The sequence below is a fragment of the Thermus antranikianii DSM 12462 genome (assembly GCF_000423905.1).
GTDB classification, from domain to species: domain Bacteria; phylum Deinococcota; class Deinococci; order Deinococcales; family Thermaceae; genus Thermus; species Thermus antranikianii.
The window spans coordinates 1-24,989 of sequence record NZ_AUIW01000019.1; the positions used below are offsets into that span (position 1 = coordinate 1).

Consider the following 24,989-nt stretch of genomic DNA (forward strand, 5'->3'; position numbering starts at 1 on the left):
AGGGAGGTGGGCAGAACGGAAACTAAAGGGGTTCTCGGAGGTGAAGGAGGTGCTGGAGAAGATGCTTCAGGAGCGGTATGCCCCCCGTACACAGACTCTTACACATAACTCTTGACACGACCTGCTCATCGGGCATAGATGCCGTTCTGTTGCCACCTGTCAAAGTGTGCCGAGGGTGAAGTGGGGGTGGAATGTAAGCCTTACAAGCGAGAGGTCAGAGGTTCAAATCCTCTGCCGCCCACCACGATGGAAACACAAAACTTCCCCCCTCGGTAGCGAGGGGGGAAGATGCTTTGAGGGCTTTAGGCTTCCTTGGCGAGGAGGCTCCGCACCGCCTCGGGCAGGGTGTCCCCAGGAAAGAGGGTCCGGAAGCGCTGGGCCAGGTCCCGGAGTAGAGGACGTAGGGTTTCGTCCCGTAAGGCCTGGGGGTAAAGGGCTTCCATCTCGCTGAGAAGGGATTGTCTGGCCAGGTGCCGAGCCACCAGGAGGGCTTCCCCCTCGAGGCCCGTGGGCCGGCCCCGCTTGAGGCGCTCCGCCTCCTTGCGCACCCAGGGGCTTTCCAGAAGGCGGCGGCAGGTGGGGCAGGGATGCTTGGGGCTGGGGCTTCCGCAGATGGGGCAGGGCTCGCCCCGATCCTTTTGCAAAAGGGCCAGGGCGGCCCGGGCTACCTTTTCCCGTAGCTCCAGGGGGGCTTTTTCCGCCAGCTCCAGAGCCCGGCGGCTTGCCCATAGGAGGCGCTCGGGGTTTTCCGGGGTTTTGGGGGCCTCTGGCTCCTTCTCCAGGGGCCCCACCACAAAGCGGATCTCCTTCACCACCCCTGGAAACCGCTCCTCGTAGCGTCGCAAAAGGGCCAGGCGGCTATAGGTGAGCTGGTGGGCGGTGACGGGGTCCGCCACGCGCACGGTGAGGACACCCCCCTCGAGGGCCAGGGGCTCGCTGAGCTGGGCAAGTTCCCTGCCCACCACCTCCCGCCAGGCGGCCAGCACCAGACCCCGCTTCAGCTTTTCCTTCCCTCCGGCCTTCTTGAGGGCCTCGGGGATCACTTCCTTAAGCCGCCAGGGCATGCCCACCCTCCCGGGAGGGTCAGCATAGGACCACCCCTCCTTCCACCCAGCATACCGGCACCCCCTCGGGGGCCCAAAGCCCCGCCAGGATGGCCTGGGGTAGGGTGCGGGTATAGGCCAGAACCGCCTGCCGTTTGCCCTCGTCCAGCTCCTCGCTCCACTCGTCCACCAGGAGAAGGGGGGCTTCCCCATGGTGCTCGGAAAGCAGGCGGTGCTCGGCCAGGCGCAGGGCCAGGGCCACCCCTTTGGCTTCCCCCCGGCTTCCAAAGCGGTGGACCGGCCGGCCTGAGAGCAGGAAGACCAGGTCGTCGCGGTGGGGGCCCACCAGGGTCTGCCCCCGGGCCAGCTCCTCTTCCCTCCGGGTCCTTAGGGCCTCGAGGAGATCCCCCGGGGCGGTTTCCTCCAGAAGAAGCCCCACCTCCCCCGGGGCCAGGCTCCGGTGGACGGATTGGAATATGGGCAAGAACCGCTTTAAGAAGCGCCTTCTAAAGGCCATGATCTCCGTGCCGTAGCGGGCCAGCTCCTGATCCCATACGGAAAGCCCGTTCCCGCCGGCCTTCAAAAGGGCGTTTCGCTGGCGCAGGGCCTTTTCGTAGGCGGAAAGAAGGGCGGCGTACCGGCGGGAGAAGCGCCCGATCAGGCGATCCAGAAAGGCCCGCCTCTCCTCCCGGCTTCCCAGCACCACCTCCACGTCCTCAGGCAGGACCAGGACCGAGCCCGGAAGCTCGTGGAGAGCCCTTAGGCTCACCGCCTTCTCGTTCAGCACGATCTCCCTTCCCTCCGGCCGGAGCCGTTGCTCGATCCGGTATAGACCCAGCTCGGTTTCCACCTCCGCCTGCAGCCAGGCTTCCTCCTCTCCGAAACGGATCAGGTCGGCCAGGGAAGCCCGGACCTCGCCTCCAAGGGCCAGGTGGATGCCGAGGAGGAGGCTGGTCTTCCCCTGGGCGTTCCCTCCCACCAGGGCGAAAAGGCCCTGAGGGGGCTGGAAGGCCGAAAAGGCCAGGTTGCGGAAGTTCCTCTGGCGGAAGACGAGGAGCCGCATCTAGATCCTTGCCCGGCGAAAGAGGAGGGGAAGGGCGAGGAGGGCCACGAGGAGGAGGGTAGCCCCCAGGAGGTAGGGGGCCTCAGGGGAAAGCCGGTAGAGGCCTGTACCCAGAACAGGCCCGAGCATCCGGCCCAGGGCCTGGGCGGAGGCGTTCAAGCCTGCCACCAGGCCTTGTTCCCCTTCCCCCACGGCCAGGGAGAGGGCGGCGGTGACCCCCGGCCCCGCCAGGGCCGCCCCCGCCCCCTGCAGGGCCAGGCCCAGGGCCAAAAGGGGAAAGCCATGGGCCACCACCAAAAGGAGAAAGCCCAGGATGCCCACGGGTAGCCCCAGGAGGAGGAGGGTCCTAGGCGGCCAGGAGAAGCGCCGCACCAGGAAACCCTGGATGAAGACCGCCACAAAGCCGTAAAGCACCAGGGCAAGCCCCACGCTCCTGGCGGTTTCCACCCCCGAAAGCCCGAGGCGGTCTTGGAAGTAGAAGGCGATGGTCTGCTCGAGGGCCACCCCGGAAAGGTTCAGGGAAAACCCCAGGAGGAGAAGGGGGAAGACCCTTCCATCCCAGGGGGAAAGGTACCCCGCCTCCTGCGATCCCTGGGGCCTGGACTCCGGCAGGACCAGGGCCACGAAGAGGGCGTTGAGGAAGGCGATGCCGGAGGAGAAGAACACCGGGGCCAGGAGGCCAAGCCATGCGGCAAGCCCCGCCCCCAAGGCGGGCCCCAGGATGACCGCCAGGCCGAAGGCAGCCCCCAAGAGGGCCATGCCCGCGGTGCGACCCTCCCGCCCCGTTACGTCCGCCACGTAGGCCTGGGCCGTGGGCAGGGTGGCCGAGCTGAAGGCCCCCCCCAGGAGGCGGGCCAGGAGGAGCAGGGGAAACAGGAGCTCGGGTGGAAGGAGCCCCCTTGTCCCCAGGAGGGCGAAGAGGCCGAAGAGGAGGAAGCTTACGGCAAACCCCAGGATGCCCAGGAGGAGGACGGGCTTGCGCCCCCCTTCGCTCCGCCTTCCCCAGTAGGGGGCGAGCAGGAACTGCATGAGGGCGTACCCCGTGGAGAAAAGCCCCACCTGGACCTCGCTCAGGCCCAGCTCCCGCCCCAGGGGCCCCAGGATGGGGAAGAGGATGGAAAGCCCCAGAACGCTGTTGAAAAGGGTGAGGAAGAGCAGCCCAAGGGGGGACATGCCCCAGAGTTTAGCCGAAGCGGCCGGTGATGTAGGCCTCGGTGTAGGGGTGTTTGGGTTTGGTGAAGAGGACCTCCGTGGGGCCCTCCTCCACCAGCACCCCCAGGTGCATGAAGAGGGTGCGGTCGGAGACCCGGGCGGCCTGCTGCATGTTGTGGGTGACGATCACCACGGTGTAGCGGGTCTTGAGTTCCTGGATGAGGTCCTCAATGGCCTGGGTGGCGATGGGGTCCAGGGCGCTGGTGGGCTCGTCCATGAGGAGGAGGGGGGGCTCCACGGCGATGGCCCGGGCGATGCAGAGCCGCTGCTGCTGCCCGCCGGAGAGCCTGAGGCCGCTTTCCTTCTTGAAGCGGTCCTGCACCTCGTTCCACAGGGCGGCCCGCTTCAGGGCCTCCACCACCCGGTCCTCCAGCTCGCTGCCCTTGACCCCCATGAGCCGCAGGCCGAAGGCCACGTTCTCAAAGATGGTCTTGGGGAAGGGGTTGGGCTTCTGGAAGACCATGCCGATGTGCCGCCGCACGGCCACCGGGTCCACCCGGGGGTCGTAGATGTTCACCCCCTCGTAGAGGACCTCCCCCTCCACCCGTACCCCGGGTACCAGGTCGTTCATGCGGTTGAGGGAGCGCAGGAGGGTGCTTTTCCCACACCCCGAGGGGCCGATGATGGCCGTGACCTGGTTCCGGGGGAAGCGCACGGAGATGTCGTAAAGGGCCTGCTTCTTACCGTACCAGAGGCTCAGGCCCCGCACGTCCACCAGGGCCTCGGCCTCGGAGACGGGCGCGGTGCGCACCGTCTCGTGTTCCTTGAGCATTTCCAGACTCACCATTCCCTCCTAAAGCGGTTCCTCAGGTAGAGGGCCAGGAAGTAGAGGCCCGAGAGCACCAGGAGCATGACCAATATCCCTGCTGCCGCCACCCGGGCGAACTCGGGGATGTTCATGGAGACCCAGAGGTAGATCTGCACGGGGATCACCGTGTACTCCGACAGGGGCCCCGTGGGGTAGAAGGGCACGTAGGCGGCGGCCCCCACCAGGAGGAGAGGGGCGGCCTCGCCGATCAGGCGGGCGGCGGAGAGGATGACCCCGGTGACCATCCCCGGCAGGGCCGCGGGCACCACCACCCGGAAGACCACCTGCCGCCGGGTGGCCCCCAGGGCGAAGGCCGCCTGGCGCAGGGACTCGGGCACGGCCCGCAGGGACTCCCGGGCGGTTACCACGATCACCGGGATGCCAAGAAGCCCCAGGGTCAGAGCAGCGGAGAGGATGGTGGGCCCCAGGCCCATCTCCCGCACAAAGATGGCCAGGCCCAGAAGCCCGTAGACGATGGAGGGCACCCCGGCCAGGTTGCGCAGGTTGACCTCGAGGATGCGGTTTAGGGTGCCCTCCCGCAGGTACTCCTCCAGGAGGATGGCCGTGCCGATGCCCACGGGGATGGCGATGAGGAGGGCTAGGGAGAGGACCCAGATCGTACCCCAGATGGCCACCCCAATCCCCGCGGTGAGGGGGGAGCGGGAGGGGGTGCGGGTGAGGAAGCTTTGGTCCAGCCAGGGGTTGAGGACAAGCCGCTCCCCTTCCCCCAGGCCGGCCTTGAGCTCCTCCCAGCGCCTCAGGCCCTCCAGGAGGGAGAAGTCGGCCACGCGCTCGTCCCTAAGGCCGGTGACCACGTAGCGGAAGGGGCCTTCCTGGGTGTTCCACATGAGCTCCACCCGGTTCTGCAGGAAGAGGACCCGCCGTTCCGTGGGGTCTTGGAGCAGGGAGCGGGCCTCCTCCTCCGTGTACCCCCGGGCCAGAAGCTCCTGCCGCAGGACCTCCGTGGCGGCGAGGCCGAAGGGGTAGGTCCTGCCGGGGCCCTCGTCCGCCCGCACCACCTGCACGGAGACGCTTCGGTAGAGGGTGTCCCCCAGGAGGAGGACGAGGAGGCCGATGGCCAGCACCAGGGGCAGGACCAGGGCCCGGGCGAAGGTCCGGTCAATGCGGGTCTTCCAGGGGTCGGTGCCGAAGGCTTCGGGGGAAGGGGAGGATAGGGTCCTATTCATATCGCTCCCGGTAGCGTTCCACCACGTACTGGGCCAGGATGTTGAGGAAGAGGGTCAGGAGGAAGAGGGTGAAGCCCACGGCGAAGAGGGCGTAGAAGCCGGTGGAGCCGGTGGGCTGGTCCCCGGTGGCCGCCTGGACGATGTAGCTGGTCATGGTGGCGATGGTCTCCCGCGGGTCCAGGGTGAGGATGGGCCGCTGGCCGGCGGCGATGGCCACGATCATGGTCTCGCCGATGGCCCGGCTGGTGGCCAGGATGATGGCGGCGATGATGCCCGAGATGGCCGCGGGGAAGACCACCCGCAGGGCCACCTCGTAGGGCCTGGCCCCCAGGGCGTAGGCGGCTTCGCGGATGGAGCGGGGCACGGACTCCATGGCGTCGGCGGCCACGTTGGAGATGTAGGGGATGATGGCGAAGCCCATCACCAGCCCGGCGGAGAGGGGGTTGAAGATGTTCAGGTCAGGGATGACCCGTTGCAGCAGGGGGGTGACGAAGAGCAGGGCGAAGTAGCCGAAGACCACGGTGGGGATGCCCTCAAAGAGCTCCAGGGTGCCCTTGATGCGGGCCCGGGCGGCCCCGGAGGCGTACTCCGAGAGGTAGATGGCCAGGGCCAGGCCCAGGGGCACGGCCACCAGGAGGGCGATGAGGGTGACCAGGAAGGTCCCGGCGATGAGGGGGCTGATGCCGTAGCGGGGGTCGGCGAAGAGGGGGGTCCACTCGGGGGCGAAGAGGAACTCCGTGAGGGGCACCCGGCGGAAGAACTGGGCCACGTCCCCTACCAGGCTCAGGATCACCCCCAGGGTGGTGAGGAGGGTGATGGAGGAGAGGAAGACCAGGAGGGCGAAGGTGAGCACCTCCTTGGGGTTCCTCGAGGGCCTTTGCTTCAGGATCTCCATGCCTTTCCCATTCTAAGGGGGTGGGGGAAACTCCCCCACCCCCAGGGGTCAGCGGGGCTACTGCACTTCCTTCCGCAGCTCCTCAATGAACTTGGCCAGGGGGGTGCCAGGGGGCAGGTCCGTGAAGAAGCTCCCCGTCTTCTTGCGGGCCACCAGGCCCTGGCCGATGCGGTAGGCCTCGTCGGGCAGCTCCACGTACCCCGTGGAGCGGATGGCCCGCCGGGCGGCGGGGGAGAGGTAGAAGTCCACGAAGTCCCGCACCTCCTTGCGCTCCAGGCTCTTCAGGTTCACGTAGATGAAAAGGGGCCGGGAGAGGGGCAGGTAGGTGCCGTTTAGCACGCTATCCCGGCTGGGAGCCACGCACCCCTTGCCCCCGTCCACGGCCAGGGCCCGGACCTTGTCCTTGTTCTCCTCGTAGTAGGCGAAGCCCACGAAGGCCATGGCGTAGGGGTTGCCCGTGACCCCCCGCATGATCACGTTGTCGTCCTCGGAGGGGAAGTAGTCCTTGCGGATGGAACCAGCCCGGCCCATGATGGCCTCGGTGAAGTAGTCAAAGGTGCCAGAGTCCGTGCCCGCCCCGAAGAGGACGATGCGGCGGTTGGGCCAGGCGGGGTTCAGGTCCTTCCAGTAGTTCACCTTGGCGTTGGGCTCCCAGATGGACTTGAGCTGGGCGGTGGTCAGGCACTGGGCCCAGGTGTTCTGCCGGTTCACCAGGATGGAGAGGGCATCGTAGGCCACGGGGATCTCAATGAACTGGATTCCCGCCTTCTGGCAGGCCTCCAGCTCCGACTTGCGGATGGGCCGGCTGGCGTTTTGGACGTCCGTCTCCCCCCGGCAGAACTTCTGGAACCCCGCCCCGGTGCCGGAGAAGGCCACGGAGATCCTCACCTGGGGGTTTCGGGTCACAAACTCCTCCGCCACCGCCTGGGTGATGGGGTAGACGGTGGAGGAGCCATCGGCCCGGATCTGGGCCAAAGCCGCCCCGGCCAGGCTCAGGACCGCCAAGAGGACCGCTTGCTTCTTCATCTCCAAACCTCCCACCCGTACTCTGCCAGCCCTTTGTCAGGAGAAGGTCAAGGCCCTCCCCTTCAGGCCCAGGTCAAGGCCCGCCGCGTTGTAAAGCCCCTGACGGATCACCGCGCCTCCAATAAGCCTCTCCCCCTGGTAGAGGACGGCGCTCTGCCCCGGGGCCACGGCGAAGACGGGGGTCTGGAAGCGGAGGCGCAGGGGGGCCAGGGACTCCACCCGGGCCCGCACCGGGGGGGTGCGGTAGCGTACCTGCACCTCCACCTCCTCGGGGAGCTCGGCCAGAAGGTTCAGCGCCTCGCCCTCGAGGCCCCCCCACAGGGCCGCCTCCTTGGGTCCCACGTAGACCACGTTGGCCAGGGGGTCCACACCCACCACGTACCGCTCCAGGTGGGGCTTGAACAGGCCGAGGCCCTTTCGCTGGCCGATGGTGTAGAGGCTTGCTCCTTGGTGCTCTCCCACCACCTCCCCGGTGAGGGCGTCCACCAGGGGACCGGGGCGGACCTCGAGCCTTTCCCTCAGGAACTCCTTCAGGTCCCCGGCCACGAAGCAGAGGTTCTGGCTTTCCGGCTTCCTGGCGGTGGGAAGCCCGGCCCTTTCCGCCAGGGCCCGCACCTCAGCCTTGGTCATCCCCCCCACGGGGAAGAGGAGGTGGGGAAGGGCCTCCTTGGGGGTTCCCCAGAGGAAGTAGCTCTGGTCCTTCAGGGGGTCTATTCCCCGGAGAAGGCTTTCCCCCTCCCGGCGCACGTAGTGCCCCGTGGCCACATAGTCCAGGCCCAGGCGCTGGGCCTGCTTGAGGAGGGCCCCGAACTTGACGAAGGTGTTGCAGCGGGCGCAGGGGTTGGGGGTGCGGCCTTGGGCGTAGTCCTTCAGGAAGGGCTGGATGATCTCCTCCTCAAAGGTCTCCCGGTAATCCAAGAGATAGAAGGGGATATCCAGGATCTCCGCCACCCTGCGGGCCTCGTAGGCGGCCTCGGGGGTGCAGCAGCTTTCCCAGGCCCGCCCCTTGTGGGGGATATCCAGGGTGGGCCTTGGGGGCTCCTCGGGCCAGAAGCGCATCATGGCCCCCACCACCTCGTACCCCGCCTCCTTCAGGAGGTAGGCGGAGACGGAGGAGTCCACGCCCCCGGACATGGCTACCAAGACCTTAGGCATTACGCTCGTCCACCTCCTGCAGCATACGCTGAAGGGTTTCCTTCAGCGTGGGTACTTGTTCCTTGGCGATGGTCCAGACCACCTCGGGATCCACGGCGAAGTACTGGTGGGCCACCACGTTGCGCAAACCCACCACCCGGGCGCCAGGGAATCTCCGGGTAGCGGCTCTTGATCTCTTCGGGAAGGTGGCGGGCCGCTTCGCCCAGGATTTCCAGATTGCGCGTTACCGCATCCAGGTGGAGGTCGCTTTCCAAAAAAGCGTCCCGGTCCAGGCCAGACAGATAACGCTCTATGCGACCTATGGCCTGAAGCATATCCGTCAGGTAAAGGCGGAGCTGGCGCTTAGACATACACCAGGTCTCCTTCTACGGCTTCCCGAAGGAGGGGATTTTGCCTTAAGGCGCCCGTGGTCAAGAGGTCCACGGGAATGCCCAGCATCTCTTCCAGGTAGGCCTTAAGGTCCACCAGCTCCCACCCCAGGGGCCGCTCCAGCTCCACCAAGAGGTCTAGGTCGCTCCCGGGTCTTTCCTCACCCCGAGCGTACGAGCCAAAGACGGCGATGCCCTTAACCCCAAAGCGCCTGTGAAGCTCTTCGCGGTGAGCCTCGAGGAGGGTGAGGATTTCTGAAAGGCTCATGCCACCACCCGTTCGCCCAGGACAGCCTTCGTGCTCCTTATAGCCACCTCCGCCATCTCGGGGGTGGGCTCGGCCACGGTGAGGGCCTGGAAGCGGAAGCCCAGCTCCCTCAAGACCAGGGAAACGGGATCGTTGTGCCGGGCGGAGAAGTAGAGGAGCTCAAAGGCCAAGGCCGCCACCACCGGCAGGAAGAGGACCCGGGCCAGTAGCCGCCACCAGAGCACCTCCGGGGCGGGGATGAGGCTGTAGACCAGGATGGAGACCACGATGACGAAGGCGAGGAAGGTGGTGCCGCACCGGGGGTGGAAGCGGGGCTGGGCCATGACGTTTTCCACGGTGAGGGGAAGCCCCTTTTCAAAGGCGTGGATGGCCTTGTGCTCCGCCCCGTGGTACATGAAGAAGCGTTTGATCTCCGGCAGGCGTCCGATAAAGCGGAGGTAGCCCACCAGGATCCCCACCTTGAGGAGGCCGGCCAGCAGGTTGTAGAGCACGGGGAAGCGGGCCGCGTCCACCAGAAGTCCGGAGAGGAAGCCGGGAAGCACGATGAAAAGGGCAATCCCCAGGAGGAGGCTGAAGGCCACCGTGCCCCAGAGGGCCCCCTTGGGCACCTCCTCCTCCCCCGCCAGCTCGGCGCTGCGGGCCAGGGCTCGGTAGCTCACGGAAAGGGCATCCCAGAGGGCCACCACCCCCCGGATCAAGGGGAGCTTGGCCCAGGGGTAGCGCTGGCTTAGGGCGGGCTCCTCGTGGCGCTCCACGTGGATTTGGCCATCGGGAAGGCGCACCGCCAGGGCCCAGGCCCAGGGAGCCTTCATCATCACCCCCTCGAGGGCCGCTGAACCCCCCAGGGCCACCTGCTTGGCGAGCAAGAGAGACCACATCCTTTCCATTCTGCCATGAGGGCGTGGTATCTTCCAGGCGTGATCACCTTGCATGCTTTAGAGGCCACGTTGGCGGAGGGTAAGGCTCCTTTGAAGGTGGTGTGGGTTAAGAAGGGGGAGCTTACCCCTCAAGGGGAGGCCTTGGACGTCCGCCTGGGAGGGCTTCTCCGCCAGGCCATGGCCGGGGCAGGGTTCAAGGGGGAGGCGGGGGAGAACCTCTTGCTTTCCACCCCCGAGGGGCATTTCCTCCTCTTCGGCCTGGACGAGGATCCCCGGGCCACGGGGGGAAGGCTGGCCCAGGTTCTTGGGAAGCTATCCTTCCCCGAGGTTCTGGTGGAGGCCCTCGAGGCCTATCCCCTGGCGGAAGGGATTCTCTTGGGGGCGTACCGCTTTGACCGCTACAAGGCTTCCAAGGAGGAAAAGCCCGTGACCATCCAGCTTTCCGGGGCTAACCCGGAGGAGGTGGAAAGGGCGAAGAAGGTGGCGGAAGGCGTTTACTGGGCCCGTGACCTGGTGAACGAGCCTCCCAACGTCCTCACCCCGGAGGCCCTGGCGGAGGCGGCCCTTTCCCTTAAGGCCTTCGGGGTAGAAGTGGAGGTTCTGGACGAGGGGGCCATCCAGGCTTTGGGCATGGGGGCTTTCCTAGCGGTGGCCCAGGGCTCGGAGAACCCGCCCCGTTTCATCGCCTTGCGCTATGCTCCCGAAGGCGCCCGGGAAAGGTTGGATCTGGTGGGCAAGGGGCTCACCTTTGACTCCGGGGGCTACTCCCTCAAGCCCACGGAGGGCATGGCCACCATGAAGGGGGATATGGCAGGGGGAGCGGCGGTCCTCGGAGCCATGAAGAGCGCCGCCCTCCTGGGCCTGCCCGTGGAGATCCGGGGCTACATCGCCGCCTGCGAGAACCTGATCTCCGGCCGGGCCTACCGGCTTGGGGATGTGCTCAAGACCCTTTCCGGGAAGACGGTGGAGGTGATGAACACCGACGCCGAAGGAAGGCTCACCCTGGCGGATGCCTTGGCCTATGCGGAACGCCAGGGGGCCAAGCGGATCCTGGAGCTTTCCACCCTCACGGGCTCGGCGGTGGTGGCCCTGGGGGAGGAGGTGGCCGCCCTGTTCGCCACGGAGGAAACCTGGGGGAAGCAGGTGGAAGAGGCGGCGAAGAAGGCGGGGGAGAAGGTTTGGCCCCTGCCCCTGGAGAAGGCTTACCGGGAGAAGCTGAAAAGCCCCGTGGCCGATCTTAAGAACGTGGGGGACCGGAACGGCGGGGCCATCACCGCAGCCCTTTTCCTGGCGGAGTTCGTGACCGTGCCCCTGGTGCACCTGGATATCGCCGGGCCGGCCTTCGCCAAAAAGGCCCATGCCTTAGGTCCTGAGGGGGGCACAGGGTTTGGGGTCAGGACGATCCTCAATGTGGTCCAAGGACTGGGCAAGGTTTAAAAACCACCCTGCTCGAGGGCAGGGTGGGAGCCTAGAGGAACCCCTACTCCTGGCAGTTGGGGCAAAGCCCTCGGAATTCCAGCCGGAAGTTCTCCAAAGACCAGCCGGACTTTTCGGCGGCAGCCTTTTGCGCCTGGGAGAGGTCGAGCTCCGGCAGGTTCTTCAAGAGGAGGTCCTCCACCTTTCCGCAGGAGGTGCAGACTAGGTGCACGTGGGGCTCGTTGTAGCCGTCGTAACGGGTCAGGCCCTTGGGGTCGCGGAACTCGTAGATGAGGCCGTGCTCCCGAAGGACGTGGAGGTTCAGGTATACGGTGGAGAGGCCGATGTCGTAGCCCCGCTTCTTAAGGCCGTTGTAGAGCTCCTCGGGGGTGGGGTGGACGTTCTTGCGGTCTAGGTAGCTTAGAATCCGCTCGCGGGGCAGGGTGTGCCTGAGACCAACCGCCTTTAGCCGCGCCCGGTAGTTTTCCTTTTCCCTCATCCTTGGCATGGCTCCTCCTTCCTTCCAGTTCCAGTATACACAGGCTATGTGCAAATGCAACACCTAAAATAGCCGAAGGATGGTATAGACTACCCCTCCCCTTTTGGGAAGGGTTTTCCCTAGGTGTTGCTCCCCAAGTTTGGATGGAGTTCCGGATTTGTTTCATCACGCCGTGCCCCTTATCCAGGGGGGCTGGGGATCCCAGGGGAAGGGGTCGTCCGCGGTATAATGGGTCCATCTTGGACCGGCCCATCTACCGTATCCTGCACCTGGTCTTCGCCCTGGGCTTGGCCCATGCCCTTTTCCTTTTAGGCCAAGAGGGGATTAGGGCGTATGAGCTCGCCCGGGAGCGGGCCAGGCTGGAGGAAGCCCTGCGTCAGGCGGAGGCCCGGGTGGCCCGCCTAGAGGCCGAGGTGAAGGCGGCCAAGGATCCCGCTTACCTCGAGGCCCTGGTCCGCAGGTTGGGTTTTGTGCGGCAAGAGGAGATACTAAGGAGGCGATGAGGGAGGACCCGGCGGCACTCTTTCTGGAGGATGAGGCCCTGACCGAAGGCCTCACCGATGAGGAAGCGGAAACCCTTCTTTCCTGGCTTTTGGATCTGGCACAGGAGGCCAGCCCTTCCCAGCTGGCCCACCTGAGAAGGATTGGGCACGAGATCACGCGCCTTTCCCGCGACTACGGCCTGCCGGTGGAGGAGCTTATCGGCCTGGTGGAGCTGGCCTGGGGGGAGGCGGATGCCCCTGGCCTGCAGGCTTAGAGGACCAGGGCTTTGAGGAGTTCCCGCACCTCCAAAAGCCTAGGGGGTGGAGGGGTGAGGCGGTAGATGAGGGAGACCTGTAAGGCAGCCTCCTCCTCTAGGGGCTTGAGCACCACTCCGGGATGGGGAAAGACCCGGTAAGGGGCTAGGGTGAGGTAGACCCCTACCCCGGCGGCCACCAGGCTTACCGCCTGGGAAAACCGGGCCACTTCCCGGGCCACCCGGGGCGTGAAACCCGCCCGGCGGAACACCTCCATGAAGGCCTCGTAAAGGGGGGGGAGGGTTTCCTTGGGGAGGAGGAGGAAGGGCTCCTCCTTGAGGGCCTTGAGGGGCACCCGTTCCCTCGAGGTCAAGGGATGCCCCTCGGGCAGGGCCACCACGATGGGTACCTGTAGGAGGGGTTCTTGGCCGATGACGGGGTCCTCCACCCTAAGCCCCGCCAGGCCGTAGTCCAGCTGGCCCTCCTTAAGGGCCTTTACCTGCTCGGGGGTGTGCATCTCCAGGATCTCCACCGGTTGGCCTAAGCCCCGGCGCAGGTGGTCCAAAAGGGGCATGAGGTCGGGAAGGAGGTTTTCCGGCACCCCGAAGCGGAGTTCCTCCCGATTCGCACGCCGCACCCGGGCCTTTAAGGCCTCCACCTCCTGCAGAAGCTGTCGGCCCTCCCGCACCAGCACCTCCCCCGCCGGGGTAAGGCGGAAGGGCCTGCGTTCCAGGAGCTTCACCCCTAGCTCCTGCTCCAAGGCCTGGATCTGCTGGGAAAGGGCGGGCTGGGAGAGGTAGGCCTTCTCTGCCGCCCGGTGGAAGTTTTTCTCCTCGGCCAGAAGAAGGAAAAGCCGCAGGCGGCGCAGGTCCATGATAAGGTTAGCTTATCATCACGCCCCAGGCTTTTCTATTGGACAAAGGGCCCCGTCTGCCCCAGACTGGGAAAGGAGTCGGTGTAGTGTAGTTTTGCGCAAAAGGGGGGAGGTTGACGGCGGTGAATGCGGATGTGCTCAGGCAGGCCCTAGAGGCCCTTTCCCCAGAGGAAATGGCCCGGCTCAGGGAGGAGGAAAACCGGGAGTGGCGGGAGTCCTTGGAGTACGTGCTCCGGGTGGAAGGCTTCGCCAGGGTGGAGGAGCTTTTGCGCCTTCTGGACGAGTTCCTTTACCTCCAGGGCTTCTCCCCTCAAAACCGCCTCTCCACCCCCTACCTGAACACCATCCCTAAGGAGCAGGAACCCCCTTATCCCGGGGACCTCGAGCTGGAGAGGCGCATCGTCAACATCCTCCGTTGGAATGTGGCCATGATGGTCACCCGGGCCAACAAGAAGGCGGAGGGGATCGGGGGGCATATCTCCACCTACGCCTCCATCGCCGAGCTTTACGAGGTGGGGTTCAACCACTTCTTCCGCGGGCCCGAGGCGGGATTGGACCGGGACCTGGTCTTTTTCCAGGGCCACTCCTCCCCCGGCATCTACGCCCGGGCCTTTCTGGAGGGAAGGCTAAGCGAGGCGGACCTGGAGAACTTCCGCCGGGAGGTGCACCCTCCGGTTCCGGGTGGCCGGGGGCTTTCCAGCTATCCCCATCCCTGGCTGATGCCGGATTTCTGGGAGTTCCCCACGGTTTCCATGGGCCTTGGCCCTATCCAGGCCATCTACCAGGCCCGCTTCATGCGCTACCTGGAGGACCGGGGTCTGAAGCCCAGGAGCAGCGCCAAGGTCTGGGCCTTCTTGGGGGACGGGGAGCACGACGAGCCGGAAACCGTGGGGGCCTTGCACCTGGCGGCCCGGGAGAACCTGGACAACCTCATCTTCGTGGTAAACGCCAACCTGCAGCGCCTGGACGGGCCGGTGCGGGGCAACTCCAAGATCATCCAGGAGCTGGAAAGGCTCTATAGGGGTGCGGGCTGGCGGGTGATCAAGATCGTCTGGGGCTCTGCTTGGGACCGGCTTTTGGCCAAGGATAAGGAGGGCCACCTCCTGAGGCGGTTTGAGGCCCTGGTGGACGGGGAGTCCCAGCGGTACGCCGCCTTTGGGGCCAAGGAGCTCAAGGAGCGCTTCTTCAACACCCCCGAGCTCAAGCGGCTCATCGAGGGCATGAGCGACGAGGAGTTGGATGAGCTCACCCGGAGCCGGGGTGGGCACGACCTGGTGAAGATCTATGCCGCTTACAAGGCGGCGGTGGAGCACAAGGGAAGCCCCGTGGTCATCCTGGCCCGCACCATCAAGGGCTACGGCATGGGGCCCACGGCCATGGCCAAAAACGTGGCCCACCAGGTGAAGAAGCTCACCGAGGAGGACCTGAAGGAGGCCCGGACCTTCTTGGGTATCCCCGTCCCGGAGGAGAAGCTTTCCGAGCTTCCCTACTACCACCCGGGGCCGGACTCTCCCGAGGTGAGGTACCTTCTGGAGCGCAGGAGGGCCTTGGGAGGGTTTATCCCTGAGCGCCGGGTGCGGTTTACCGGGGGCCTCGAGGTGCCGGGAGAGGAGTTCTTCCAGGAGTTCTACGAGGGCACGGGGGGACGGGAGATCTCCACCACCATGGCCTTCGTGCGCATCCTGGCCAAGCTCCTCCGGCATCCCAAGATCGGCAGGCTCATCGTTCCCATCGTCCCCGACGAGGCCCGTACCTTCGGCATGGAGGCCTTGATCGCCCAGGTGGGCATCTACTCCCCCCAGGGACAGCTTTACATCCCTGTGGACGCCGGCACCCTCACCGCCTACAAGGAGAGCAAGGAAGGCCAGATCCTGGAGGAGGGCATCACCGAGGCGGGGGCCATGGCGGACTTCATTGCTGCCGGTACCGCCTACGCCCACTGGGGCATCCCCACCATTCCCTTCCTCATCACCTATTCCATGTTCGGCCTCCAGCGCATTGGGGACCTGGTCTGGGCGGCGGCCGACCAACGCGCCAGAGGCTTCCTCCTTGGGGCCACCGCCGGGCGGACCACCCTGGAGGGGGAGGGTTTGCAGCACCAGGACGGGCAAAGCCACATCTACGCCCTGGCCGCTCCCAACCTCTTGGCCTACGACCCCGCCTTTGCCTACGAGTTCGCCGTGATCCTCGAGGACGGCCTTAGGCGCATGTACCGGGAGGGGGAGGATGTCTTCTACTACATCACCATCGAGAACGAGAACTACCCCCACCCCCCCATGCCCGAGCCCAGGGAGAAGGTGAAGGAGGGGATTCTCAAGGGCCTTTACCTCTTCCGTCCGGGGGAGGGGGAGGGCCCCAGGGTGCAGCTTCTGGGTTCGGGGCCCATCCTGCCCCAGGCGGTGAAGGCCCAGGAGCTCCTTAAGGGCTACGGGGTGGTGGCGGATGTGTGGAGCGCCACCAGCTACAAGGCCCTCTACATGGACGCCATAGAGGCGGAAAGGGAACGGAGGCTTTTGGGGAAGGCCCGTAAGCCCTATGTGGCCGAGGTTTTGGAGGGTCACGAGGGCCCCGTGGTGGCCGCCACCGACTACCTCAAGGCCCTGCCTAACCTCATACGAGGGTATCTGGACCGGCCCTTCTGCGCCCTGGGCACGGATGGCTTTGGCCGCTCGGATACCCGGGAGGCCCTAAGGGACTTCTTTGAGGTGGATGCCCGGCACATCGCCTACGCGGCCCTTGCCCTTTTGGCCGAGGAGGGCAAGGTGCCGGCTAAGACCTTGGTCAAGGCCCGGAAGGAGCTTGGGCTCGAGCTTTTGGAGACTCCGCCTCACAGGAGGTAAGGGGGTATTCTGGAGGGCAAGATGGAGCTGAGGCTTCCCGAACTGGGCGATAACGTGAGCGCCGCCACGGTGGTGGGGGTGCTGGTGAAGGAGGGGGACCGGGTGGCCCCGGGGGACCCCCTTTTGGAACTGGAAACCGACAAGGCGGTGATGGAGGTCCCTGCCGAGGCGGGCGGGGTGGTGAAGCGGGTTTTGGTGAAGGTAGGGGACGAGGTGCGTCCCGGGCAACCCTTCCTGGAGCTGGAGGCTGGGGAGGTGGGGGTTCCCTCGCCCCAGGAGGTGCCCCCTCCACCCAGGGAGGAGAAGGTCCAGGCAGCACCTCCTTCAGGAGCCCCTAGCCCTTCGCCGGCCCCGGTAGGGCAGGAGGAAGGCCGGCTCATCCCGGCTGCTCCCTCGGTGCGGCGCCTGGCCCGGGAGCTCGGGGTGGACATCCGTCAGGTGAGGGGTACAGGCCTTGCGGGGCGCATCACCGCCGAGGATGTGAGGCGGGCCGCGGGCCAGGTTCCCCCTTCCCTGCCGGCGGAGGCCATAAGCCCCCTCCCGACTCCCAGGCTCCCCGATTTCAGCCGCTGGGGCCCGGTGCGCACCGAGCCCATGAGCGGGGTTCGCAAGGCCACCTTGAGGGCCATGGCTCAAGCCTGGGCCCAGGTGCCCATGGTCACCCACTTTGACGAGGCGGACATCACCGAGCTGGAGGGCTTAAGAAAACGCTACGCCAAGCGGGCGGAGGAAAGGGGCTTTCGGCTCACCCTCACCGCCTTCCTCCTCAAGGCCCTGGCCTTGACCCTGAAAGCCTTCCCCAAGTTCAACGCCTCCATCGATGTGGAAAGGGGGGAGATCATCTACAAGGATTACGTGCACATCGGGGTAGCGGTGGACACCCCCCATGGCCTCCTGGTGCCGGTGATCCGGAATGTGGACCAAAAGGGGGTTCTGCGCCTGGCCAAAGAGCTTCAGGAAGTTTCCGAACGGGCCCGGGAGCGGAAGCTCACGCCGGAGGAGATGCAGGGAGGCACCTTCAGCCTCTCCAACCTGGGGGGGATTGGCGGCACCGGATTCACCCCCATCGTGAACTGGCCGGAGGTGGCCATTTTAGGGGTTTCTCGTTCCCAGATGAAGCCGGTGTGGGATCCGGAGAAGGAAGCCTTCCAGCCCCGCCTCATCATGCCCTACGGCCTCACCTACGACCACCGCCTTATAGATGGGGCTGAGGCAGCCCGCTTCTGCCGCTATCTGGCCCAGCTTCTGGAGGATCCTTTGGGCCTGGCCTTGGAATAGGGGGTGGCCGGCCCCGGGTTCTCGTGTAGTATGGGAAAGTATGCGCGTCATCGTGGTGGGAACCCGGGGCAGCGCCTTGGCCCTGGCCCAGACCCGCTTTGTGGTGGAGCGTCTTAAGGAAAGCTGGCCTGAGGCGGAGTTCAAGGTGAAGACCATCAAGACCCGGGGGGACCAGGGGGCGAGCCCCACGGAGCGGGCCATCTTCGTTAAAGAGCTTCAGGAGGCGCTTCTTTCCCGGGAAATCGACATCGCCGTGCACTCCCTGAAGGACCTCCCCACGGAGGAACCCCCGGGGCTCAAGATCGCCGCCATACCCCGCAGGCAGGACCCCCGGGACGCCTTCTTGGGTAAGGTGTATAAGCGCCTCGAGGACCTCCCTGAAGGCGCTGTGGTGGGAACGAGCTCCATAAGGCGCAAGGCCCAGCTTTTGGCCTACCGCCCGGACCTAGTGGTGAAGGACCTGAGGGGCAACGTGGACACCCGGCTGGCTGCCTTGGGGAATGGAGAGTATGACGGGATCATCCTGGCGGCGGCGGGGCTCATCCGGCTGGATCTGCGCAACCGCATCGACCAGTTCCTGGAACCCGAGGTGATGCTTCCCGCTCCCGGCCAAGGGGCCTTGGCCCTGGAGGTGCGCCAGGGGGACGATCTGGCGGAGGAGCTCTGCTACGCCCTTCACCACCATCCTTCCCACGACCGGGTGCGGGCGGAGCGGGCCTTTTTGAAGGGCCTTGGGGCTGGGTGCCTGGCCCCGGTGGGGGCCTTGGCCCAGGTGGCGGAGGACGGCACCCTCCTCCTCGAGGGGATGGTCCTCACCCCCGACGGCAAGAGCTTCATCCGGGCGGAGATCGAAGGCGACGCCTCCGAGGCCGAGGAGCTGGGGTTGGAGCTGGCCCAGGACGTGTTGGAGCAGGGAGGGCGGGAGATTCTTGCCCAAACCCGATAGGTTTGCTGGAGTTTTCCCCCGGCCTAGGGTATAGTGGGGTAGATGGCGCTTAAGCGCTTGACCCGCCAGCGTAAGGCTGTTTTGGAGGTGGTGAAGAGGGCCCACAACCACCCCGATGCCGCCTGGATCTACCAGGAGGTGCGCAAGGTGGTGCCCAAGGTGAGCCTGGGGACCATCTACCGCACCCTCGAGGCCCTGGTGGAGGAGGGCTACCTCATCCCCATCACCAAGGCGGGGGAGGCCACCCGTTACGACGCCAACCTGCACCCCCACCTGCACCTGGTCTGCCAGGGGTGCGGGGCCATCGTGGACCTGGAGGTGGACCTTCCCGACCTCCTCACTTCCGTCCAGGAGGCTTACCCCCAGCTGGAGGTAAGGGAGGTGGAGGTCACCTACAAGGGCCTCTGCCCCACCTGCAAGGCAGCCCTTAAGGGCTAGGTCGGCCCGGAGGGCCATCTTGATGGAACCCTTGGCCTGGCTTTACGCCCGGCAGGGCTGGGTGAAGCCGGGGCTGGAGCGCATCCTGGCTCTCCTTGCCCGCCTGGGGAATCCCCAGGAGGCTTACCCTGTGGCCCTCGTTGGGGGAACCAACGGTAAGGGGACCGTGGCCCGGGCCTTGGCGGCCATCCTGGAGGAGGCGGGCTTAAGGGTGGGGCTTTACACCAGCCCCCACCTGGTGGACTTCCGGGAGCGCGTGGCCATCCAGGGCCGACCCATAGGCCAGGAGGCGGTTCTTTCCCTTCTGGAGGAGATCCGTCCCCAGGCTGAATCCTTGGAGGCCACCTTCTTTGAGGTGGCCACCGCCCTTGCCCTCCTCCACTTTGCCCGGGAAGGAGTGGAGTTTGCGGTCCTCGAGGTGGGCCTGGGGGGGCGCTTTGACGCCACCAACGCCACGGAGCCCCAGCTTTCTGTGGTGACCAACATCGGCCACGACCACCTGGAGATCCTGGGCCCCACCCTGAGGGATGTGGCCCGGGAGAAGGCGGGGATCTTCCGCAAGGGGGTGCCGGCCCTCACCGCCGCCAGGGGGGAGGGGCTAGAGGAGCTTCGGGAGAGGGCCCGGACTATGGGCACCCCCCTTTGGGTTTTGGGGGAGGAGTTTTCCCTTCTCGGGGTGGAGGCTTTGGGAGAGGGCCTGGCCTTCCGCCTGCGGATCCGGGGGGAGGAGAGGACCTTCCGCACGCGGCTTCTTGGCCCCCACCAGGCGGAAAACCTGGCCCTGGCGGCGGTATCGGGAAGGCTCCTTGGGGCGGGTTGGGAGGCGGTGGAAAAGGGCCTCCTTCGGGCGGAGAACCCGGGGCGGCTGGAGCGCCTTCCTTGGCCCGGGGGGAGGGAGCTCCTCCTGGATGGGGCCCACAACCCGGAAGGGGCCTGGGCCTTGCGGCAAGCCCTTCGCTTCCACGGGCTTCTGCCTGCCGCCTTGGTCCTGGGCTTCAGCCGGGAGAAGGACCACCGGGCCATGGCCGAGGCCCTTAAGGGGTTGGGGCCGGTGGTCCTCACCCGCTACGCCTCTCCTAGAAGCCAAGACCCCAGGGCCCTCCTCCCCCTCTTCCCGGGGGCCCTGGTGGAGGAAGAACCCTTAAAGGCCGTGGAAAGGGCCTTCACCCTGGAGAACCGGGTGGTGGTGGCGGGGAGCCTCTACCTGGTGGGGGAGGTGAAGCGGGCCCTTTTGGGGCTTCCCCCGGAGGAAAGGTGGCAGTAACACCACCCCACCGGGCGAAGCCGGGGTAGGGTGGTATCAGTCCAGGGCCTCCCGCAGGATGCGGGCGGCTTCCTGTAGCGTCTCCATGGGTTGCACCAGGGCGATCCGCACGTGTCCCCTTCCCCCAGGGCCGAACCCCCTCCCCGGGGCCACGGCCACGCCCCGCTCCACCAGGCTTAGGGTGAACTCCAGGTCATCCACCCCCTGGGGAAGCTTCCCCCAGAGGTACATGGTGGCCCTGGGAGGGAGGAGGTCTAACACCCCTTTAAGGGCTTCCGCCATTCCCAGGGCCCGCTTTTGGTAGACCTGGGCGAAGCCCCGGGTCACCTCCCTAGGGGTCTTAAGGGCGGCGATCCCCATGCGCAGGATTCCGGCGTACTGGTTGAAGTCCATGACCCCCTTCACCCTTTCCAGCCGGGCTATGGCCTCCTCGTTCCCCAGGGCGAAGCCCAGGCGGAAGCCTGCCAGGTTGTAGCTTTTGGAGAGGCTAAAGAGCTCCACCACCCGTTCCTTGGCCCCGGGAAGGGCCAGGGGGGAGGGGGCCTCCCCCTGGTAGACCTGGTCCACATAGGGGTTGTCGTGGACCAGCCAAAGCCCATGCCTTTCCGCCAGGGCCAAGGCCTCCTCAAAGTAGCCCCAGTCCGCCAGGGCCCCCGTGGGGTTGTTGGGGTAGTTGAGGAGGAGGACCTTGGCTTCCTTCCAGATGCTTTCCGGCACCTGGGAGAGATCCGCCAGGCCGTCTTCCCGCAAGGGGATGAGGTGGGTCCTTAGGGAGGCCACCCGGGCAGCGCCGAAGTAGCTGGGGTAGGCCACCTCGGGCAGGAGGAGGAGGTCTTGGGGCTCGGTGAGGGCCAGAAGGAGGTGGGCCAGGCCCTCCTGGCTGCCGATCAAGGCCAGGGCTTCCCGCCTGGGGTCCAGGCGTACCCCGTAGCGGCCTTGGTACCAGCGGGAGGCTTCCTCCAAAAAGGGAAGGGTGCAGCTTTTCAGGCAGTAGCCGTAAGTGCTGGGGTCAGAAAGGGCTTCCCGCAGGGCCTCGAGGGGCTCGGAAGGGGGCAGGAGGTCGGTGGAGCCGATGGAGAGGTCGATAAGGCGGATCCCCTTCTCCCGGGCCTTTCTCTTGGCCTCATCCACCACCAGGAAGACCGAGGCTTCAGGAACCCTACTCATGGTGCCCCTCCCGCCAGGCCTTGCCGGTGATGAGGCTTAGGGCATGGGGCAGGACGGGAAGCACCGCCTCCAGGGATTCCCGGGCTCCCTTGGGGCTTCCCGGCAGATTCAGGATGAGGCTTTTTCCCCTTACCCCCGCGAGGCCCCGGGAAAGGGCAGCCATGGGGGTTTTCTCCAGGCCCTTAAGGCGCATGAGCTCGGCAAGGCCCGGCACCTCCTTGTCCAGTAGCTCCCGGGTGGCCTCGGGGGTCTTGTCCCGGGGGGCCAGGCCCGTGCCCCCATTGGTGAGGATGAGGTCCAGGCCCTCCCGGTCGGCCCAGAGCCGGATGACCTTCTTGATCAGGGGAGGCTCATCGGGGACGATCTCGTAAGCCGCCACCTCGAAGGGCCCTCCCTTTAGGGCCTCGCGGATGGCCAGGTGGGTGGTGTCCTCCCGTTGCCCCCTCGAGCCCTTATCGGATACGGTCAGGATGCCCACGCGGAACATTTGTCAAGAGCTTACCCCGTGGAAGACCCTTTGCAAAAGGGTGCGCAAGCGGCGAAAGGCTTCGGCCTCGAGGGGGATGGCGCTTCCCCGGCGGGGGAGGTGGAGGAGGTTGAGGACCTGCTGAAGCTCTTCCCTCATCCCTTCACCCCGGTGAGGACCACTCCCTCGATGATCTGCCGCTGGAAGAAGAAAAAGACCAAAAGAACCGGTAGCACCGCAAGGCTCGAGGCCGCCATGATCAGGTTCCAGGCGGTGCCCGCTTCCCCGGAGAAAAGGGCGATGCCCACGGGAAGGGTGCGCATCTCCGGGGTTTGGACCACGATGAGGGGCCATAGGAAGGCGTTCCAGTTGCCCAGGAAGGTGAAGATCCCCAAGGCGGCCAGGGCTGGGCGCACCAGGGGCAGGCCAATCCGCCAAAACACGCCGAACTCGGAGAGCCCATCCATCCTTCCGGCGTCGAACAGGTCCTGGGGCAGGGTTTCGAAGAACTGCCGCATGAGGAAGACCCCGAAGGCGGTGATGAGACCGGGAAAGAGGAGCCCCCAGTAGGTGTTGATCCAGCCCTTCTCCGCGCTCATCACATACCAGGGGATGACCAGCATCTCCGTGGGGACCATCAAGGTGGAGAGGATGAGGATAAAGACCAGGTTCTTCCCGGGAAATCGGAGCCGGGCCAGGGTGTAGCCTGCGAGGCTATCGAAGAACAGCACGGAAAGGGTGGTGAGGGAGGCCACCAGGAGGCTGTTTCCAAACCAGCGCATGAACCCTGTTTCCCCGAGGACCACCCGGTAGTTCTCTAGGGTGGGCTCCCGGGGAAGGAATCTGAGCTCGAAGAGTTCGGGGAAGGGCTTGAAGGAGGTGAGCACCATCCAGAGGAAGGGGAGAACCATGACGCTGCCGCCCAAGAGGAGGAGAAGGAGAACCAGAAAACCCGTAAGGCGGTTTTTCGCCTTCATAGCTCCACCCTCCGGGTGAGGAGCTTAAGCTGCACCAGGGTGATCAGGAGGATGAGGGCAAAGAGGAGGACGGTGACCGTTGCGGCATACCCTAGCTGGAAGCGCAAGAAGGCCAGCTGGTAGATGTAGAGGGCCAGGGTTAGGGTGCTGTTCAAAGGTCCCCCTTGGTCGGTAAAGTTCAGGTTCACCACCTGGGTGAAAAGCTGCAGGTAGCCAATGGTTCCGATGACCACGGAGAAGACCAGAACGGGGTTCAATAGGGGCCAGGTGATGTGGCGGAAAAGCCGCCATCCCTCCGCGCCATCTATGCGGGCAGCCTCGTAGTACTGCCGGGGGATGCTTTCCAGACCCGCCAGGAAGAGGACCACCTGGAAGCCCAGGTTCTGCCACACCACCACCCAGGTCACGGTGGGTAGGGCCTGGCTGGGGCTTTGCAAAAAGGGCTGCGGGGGGATTCCCAAAAGGGCCAGTAGCTCGTTGACCAGCCCGAAGTGCGGGGAAAGCATCCAGCTCCACACCCAGGCCACGGCCACCGCCGGGGTCACGTAGGGGGCGAAGTAGATGGCCCGGAAGAAGTCGCGGCCAAAGGGTACCCGCTGGAGAAGCAAGGCGATGACGAGGCCCAAGGCGATCTGGCTTGGGATTCCCAGAAGGGTATAGAGGAGGGTGTTGAAAAGAGCCCGGCGGAGAACAGGGTCCTCGAGGAGCCGGGCGTAGTGCTCGAGGCCCACAAAGCGCCTCTGGGAGGGGTCTGCGTGCCACTCGTATAGGGAAAGCCAAAGGGCCTGGAAGGCGGGAAGGATGCGGAAGTAGAGGAAAAAAGCCAGGGGAATGGCCAAAAACACAAAGGCCCATAGGGCTTCCCGCCAGGCCAGGGTAAGCCGCACCCTACCTCCAGAACTGATCCAGAATCTTTTGCTCCTCCTCCGCGGCCAGCCTCAGGGACTGGGCGGGGTCCATGCCCTGGAGCAGGACCCGGTTGATGGCGTCCACCATCACCTTGCGCTGAGCGGCTTCGTCCACAAAGGGGGTGGCCTTGGCGTAGGCCAGGCTCAGCACGAAGGGGCCGTAGATGGGGTGTAAGGAGAGCTTGGGATCCCGGATCAGGTTTTTGCTGGCGGGAAGCTCCCCCACTTTTTCCAACCAGTAGCGCTGGGTTTCCTCGGAGGTGATGAAGGCGAGAAACCGGAGCGCGGCTTCCCGCTTGGGCCCGGTGGCCAATGGGGTGAGGCCGTGCATCCAGAAGGAGCCGAAGTTGGCCTTCCGTCCCCCTGGTCGCTCTAGGGGTAGCTCCGCCACTCCCCAGTTGAAACGGGCCCCTTGCTGGATGGTGCCGATGGCGAAGGATCCGTCGATGATCATGGCGATCCTGCCTGCGATGAACCCATCGCGATAGCCGTTGTTACCGGGGAAGAAGCCAGGGATCCCGATCTCGTGTTTGCGTACCCAGTCGGTGTAGAAGCTCAGGGCCTTAAGCCCGGCCTCTCCCTGGTAGAGGACTCGTTTTCCATCGTCGGAATAGGGCTTGCCCCCGAACTGGCGCACCAGGACCTCCCGGACCAGGTGGTGATCCTGCCCGTCCGGGGCGATGCCGTAGCCGATCTGGGTGAAGCGCCCTCCCTGTTTAACGGTTAGCTTTTGACCTACGGCGATGAACTCCTCCCAGGTCTTGGGGGGGCCGGCAATCCCCGCTTGACGGAAGAGGTCCTTGTTGTAGAACAGGGCCAGGCTTCGCACCGCGGTGGGAACCCCGTAGAGCTTTCCCCCCACCTTGGCGGCCTGGGCCATGGCCACGAAGTCCTGGTCCAGGCGCCGCATCCAGTCGTCGGGTAGGGGCACCAAGTATCCTGCCTTAACCCAGGTGGGAGCCCAGCCGTAGTAGAGGTTCACCACGTCCGGCCCCTGCCCCGCGGGGATAGCGGCGGCCACCTTTTGCTGGAAAGCGTCGTAGGGGAAGGTCTGGTGAACCACCTTGATGCCGGGATTCTGGGCTTCAAAGCGGCGGATGAGCTCGTTGATGGCCTCGACCTTGCTGCGGAACTCGTACTGCCAGTAGGTGATGGGGTCGTGTAAGGATTTATGTGTAAGGGTCCGTGTTTAATAGGGGGGCACACCTTAGCACGAGGAGGTGCCCCGTGGACCAGGATACCTTGCGAATCTTGCTGAGGGAAGCGGTGCGGGAGA

At 65.6% G+C, this 24,989-nt stretch carries 27 protein-coding genes and 1 pseudogene; 8 read left to right on the forward strand and 20 right to left on the reverse strand.

From position 1 onward, the window contains the following. Positions 1–302 precede the first annotated feature (302 nt). From G584_RS0110195 to G584_RS0110245, 12 genes and pseudogenes are all read right to left on the reverse strand, one after another. Positions 303–1,064 carry a DciA family protein gene (locus G584_RS0110195; RefSeq protein WP_028494541.1) on the reverse strand — a complete coding sequence of 254 codons (762 nt, stop codon included), beginning with the start codon at positions 1,062–1,064 and terminating at the stop codon, positions 303–305. A 19-nt stretch (positions 1,065–1,083) separates the two neighbouring features. Further along, complete coding sequence (recF, locus tag G584_RS0110200) at positions 1,084–2,106, reverse strand: DNA replication/repair protein RecF (RefSeq protein WP_028494542.1); 1,023 nt, start codon at positions 2,104–2,106, stop codon at positions 1,084–1,086. Further along, complete coding sequence (locus G584_RS0110205; RefSeq protein WP_028494543.1) at positions 2,107–3,279, reverse strand: MFS transporter; 1,173 nt, start codon at positions 3,277–3,279, stop codon at positions 2,107–2,109. A 10-nt stretch (positions 3,280–3,289) separates the two neighbouring features. Continuing rightward, on the reverse strand, positions 3,290–4,105 hold the full coding sequence (gene pstB / locus G584_RS0110210) for a phosphate ABC transporter ATP-binding protein PstB (protein ID WP_018110996.1): 816 nt from the start codon (positions 4,103–4,105) through the stop codon (positions 3,290–3,292). After that, positions 4,099–5,313 carry a phosphate ABC transporter permease PstA gene (gene pstA, locus G584_RS0110215; RefSeq protein WP_018110995.1) on the reverse strand — a complete coding sequence of 405 codons (1,215 nt, stop codon included), beginning with the start codon at positions 5,311–5,313 and terminating at the stop codon, positions 4,099–4,101. Before pstA ends, pstB begins: the two co-directional genes overlap by 7 nt. After that, complete coding sequence (pstC, locus tag G584_RS0110220) at positions 5,306–6,208, reverse strand: phosphate ABC transporter permease subunit PstC (RefSeq protein ID WP_018110994.1); 903 nt, start codon at positions 6,206–6,208, stop codon at positions 5,306–5,308. The genes pstA and pstC overlap by 8 nt, the downstream gene beginning before the upstream one ends. 57 nt (positions 6,209–6,265) lie before the next feature. Further along, positions 6,266–7,234: a PstS family phosphate ABC transporter substrate-binding protein gene (locus tag G584_RS0110225; RefSeq protein WP_018110993.1), complete on the reverse strand. Its 969-nt coding sequence runs from the start codon at positions 7,232–7,234 to the stop codon at positions 6,266–6,268. 36 nt (positions 7,235–7,270) lie between these two features. Next, positions 7,271–8,389: a tRNA 2-thiouridine(34) synthase MnmA gene (gene mnmA, locus G584_RS0110230; protein ID WP_028494544.1), complete on the reverse strand. Its 1,119-nt coding sequence runs from the start codon at positions 8,387–8,389 to the stop codon at positions 7,271–7,273. Next, positions 8,382–8,507: a HepT-like ribonuclease domain-containing protein gene (locus G584_RS12980; protein WP_272595920.1), complete on the reverse strand. Its 126-nt coding sequence runs from the start codon at positions 8,505–8,507 to the stop codon at positions 8,382–8,384. The genes mnmA and G584_RS12980 overlap by 8 nt, the downstream gene beginning before the upstream one ends. 82 nt (positions 8,508–8,589) lie before the next feature. After that, a pseudogene (locus G584_RS12985) lies at positions 8,590–8,739 on the reverse strand (HepT-like ribonuclease domain-containing protein); the annotation flags it as partial. Further along, positions 8,732–9,025: a nucleotidyltransferase family protein gene (locus tag G584_RS0110240; protein ID WP_028494545.1), complete on the reverse strand. Its 294-nt coding sequence runs from the start codon at positions 9,023–9,025 to the stop codon at positions 8,732–8,734. The pseudogene G584_RS12985 and the gene G584_RS0110240, both read right to left, overlap by 8 nt. After that, complete coding sequence (locus tag G584_RS0110245) at positions 9,022–9,912, reverse strand: DUF1385 domain-containing protein (protein ID WP_157626418.1); 891 nt, start codon at positions 9,910–9,912, stop codon at positions 9,022–9,024. The genes G584_RS0110240 and G584_RS0110245 overlap by 4 nt, the downstream gene beginning before the upstream one ends. A gap of 6 nt (positions 9,913–9,918) precedes the next feature. On the opposite strand from G584_RS0110245, the gene G584_RS0110250 reads away from it, so the two are divergent. Further along, positions 9,919–11,340: a leucyl aminopeptidase gene (locus G584_RS0110250; protein WP_418954020.1), complete on the forward strand. Its 1,422-nt coding sequence runs from the start codon at positions 9,919–9,921 to the stop codon at positions 11,338–11,340. A gap of 43 nt (positions 11,341–11,383) precedes the next feature. Here G584_RS0110250 and G584_RS0110255 read toward each other — a convergent pair whose 3' ends face one another. Continuing rightward, on the reverse strand, positions 11,384–11,827 hold the full coding sequence (locus tag G584_RS0110255) for a Fur family transcriptional regulator (protein ID WP_028494548.1): 444 nt from the start codon (positions 11,825–11,827) through the stop codon (positions 11,384–11,386). A 230-nt stretch (positions 11,828–12,057) separates the two neighbouring features. On the opposite strand from G584_RS0110255, the gene G584_RS0110260 reads away from it, so the two are divergent. Further along, on the forward strand, positions 12,058–12,321 hold the full coding sequence (locus tag G584_RS0110260) for an FtsB family cell division protein (RefSeq protein ID WP_028494549.1): 264 nt from the start codon (positions 12,058–12,060) through the stop codon (positions 12,319–12,321). Beyond that, positions 12,318–12,575, forward strand: a complete 258-nt coding sequence (locus G584_RS0110265; protein WP_028494550.1) for a hypothetical protein — start codon at positions 12,318–12,320, stop codon at positions 12,573–12,575. The genes G584_RS0110260 and G584_RS0110265 overlap by 4 nt, the downstream gene beginning before the upstream one ends. On the opposite strand, the gene G584_RS0110270 is transcribed toward G584_RS0110265, so the two are convergent. Beyond that, entirely contained in the window at positions 12,572–13,429 is an 858-nt protein-coding gene (locus G584_RS0110270; RefSeq protein ID WP_028494551.1) for a LysR family transcriptional regulator, read from the reverse strand. The two genes, G584_RS0110265 and G584_RS0110270, sit on opposite strands and share 4 nt — an antisense overlap. 173 nt (positions 13,430–13,602) lie before the next feature. On the opposite strand from G584_RS0110270, the gene aceE reads away from it, so the two are divergent. The 5 genes from aceE to G584_RS0110295 are packed head-to-tail and all read left to right on the forward strand — an operon-like array spanning position 13,603 to position 20,195. Then, a complete protein-coding gene (gene aceE, locus G584_RS0110275) occupies positions 13,603–16,269 on the forward strand; it encodes a pyruvate dehydrogenase (acetyl-transferring), homodimeric type (protein ID WP_051209255.1) in 2,667 nt (888 codons plus the stop codon). A gap of 21 nt (positions 16,270–16,290) precedes the next feature. Then, on the forward strand, positions 16,291–17,547 hold the full coding sequence (locus tag G584_RS0110280) for a 2-oxo acid dehydrogenase subunit E2 (RefSeq protein ID WP_028494553.1): 1,257 nt from the start codon (positions 16,291–16,293) through the stop codon (positions 17,545–17,547). A gap of 40 nt (positions 17,548–17,587) precedes the next feature. Further along, a complete protein-coding gene (gene hemC / locus G584_RS0110285; protein ID WP_028494554.1) occupies positions 17,588–18,493 on the forward strand; it encodes a hydroxymethylbilane synthase in 906 nt (301 codons plus the stop codon). A gap of 42 nt (positions 18,494–18,535) precedes the next feature. After that, positions 18,536–18,931: a manganese-dependent transcriptional regulator PerR gene (gene perR / locus G584_RS0110290; RefSeq protein ID WP_028494555.1), complete on the forward strand. Its 396-nt coding sequence runs from the start codon at positions 18,536–18,538 to the stop codon at positions 18,929–18,931. Positions 18,932–18,953: 22 nt separating this feature from the next. Continuing rightward, entirely contained in the window at positions 18,954–20,195 is a 1,242-nt protein-coding gene (locus G584_RS0110295; RefSeq protein ID WP_028494556.1) for a bifunctional folylpolyglutamate synthase/dihydrofolate synthase, read from the forward strand. Positions 20,196–20,231: 36 nt separating this feature from the next. Here the strand turns inward: G584_RS0110295 and G584_RS0110300 are convergent, their stop codons facing one another. From G584_RS0110300 to G584_RS12175, 6 genes are read right to left on the reverse strand one after another with little or no spacing between them, the layout of a single operon-like run. Beyond that, the gene (locus tag G584_RS0110300) at positions 20,232–21,362 is read right to left on the reverse strand and encodes an aminotransferase class I/II-fold pyridoxal phosphate-dependent enzyme (RefSeq protein WP_028494557.1); all 1,131 of its coding nucleotides are present in this window, start codon (positions 21,360–21,362) and stop codon (positions 20,232–20,234) included. Further along, a complete protein-coding gene (locus G584_RS0110305) occupies positions 21,355–21,849 on the reverse strand; it encodes a MogA/MoaB family molybdenum cofactor biosynthesis protein (protein WP_028494558.1) in 495 nt (164 codons plus the stop codon). Before G584_RS0110305 ends, G584_RS0110300 begins: the two co-directional genes overlap by 8 nt. A gap of 3 nt (positions 21,850–21,852) precedes the next feature. Beyond that, on the reverse strand, positions 21,853–21,987 hold the full coding sequence (locus tag G584_RS13100; protein ID WP_272595921.1) for a hypothetical protein: 135 nt from the start codon (positions 21,985–21,987) through the stop codon (positions 21,853–21,855). Then, positions 21,984–22,805: a carbohydrate ABC transporter permease gene (locus tag G584_RS0110315; RefSeq protein ID WP_028494559.1), complete on the reverse strand. Its 822-nt coding sequence runs from the start codon at positions 22,803–22,805 to the stop codon at positions 21,984–21,986. Before G584_RS0110315 ends, G584_RS13100 begins: the two co-directional genes overlap by 4 nt. Continuing rightward, positions 22,802–23,692, reverse strand: a complete 891-nt coding sequence (locus G584_RS0110320; RefSeq protein WP_028494560.1) for a carbohydrate ABC transporter permease — start codon at positions 23,690–23,692, stop codon at positions 22,802–22,804. Before G584_RS0110320 ends, G584_RS0110315 begins: the two co-directional genes overlap by 4 nt. A gap of 1 nt (position 23,693) precedes the next feature. Next, entirely contained in the window at positions 23,694–24,866 is a 1,173-nt protein-coding gene (locus G584_RS12175; RefSeq protein WP_083964885.1) for an extracellular solute-binding protein, read from the reverse strand. Positions 24,867–24,989: the final 123 nt, after the last annotated feature.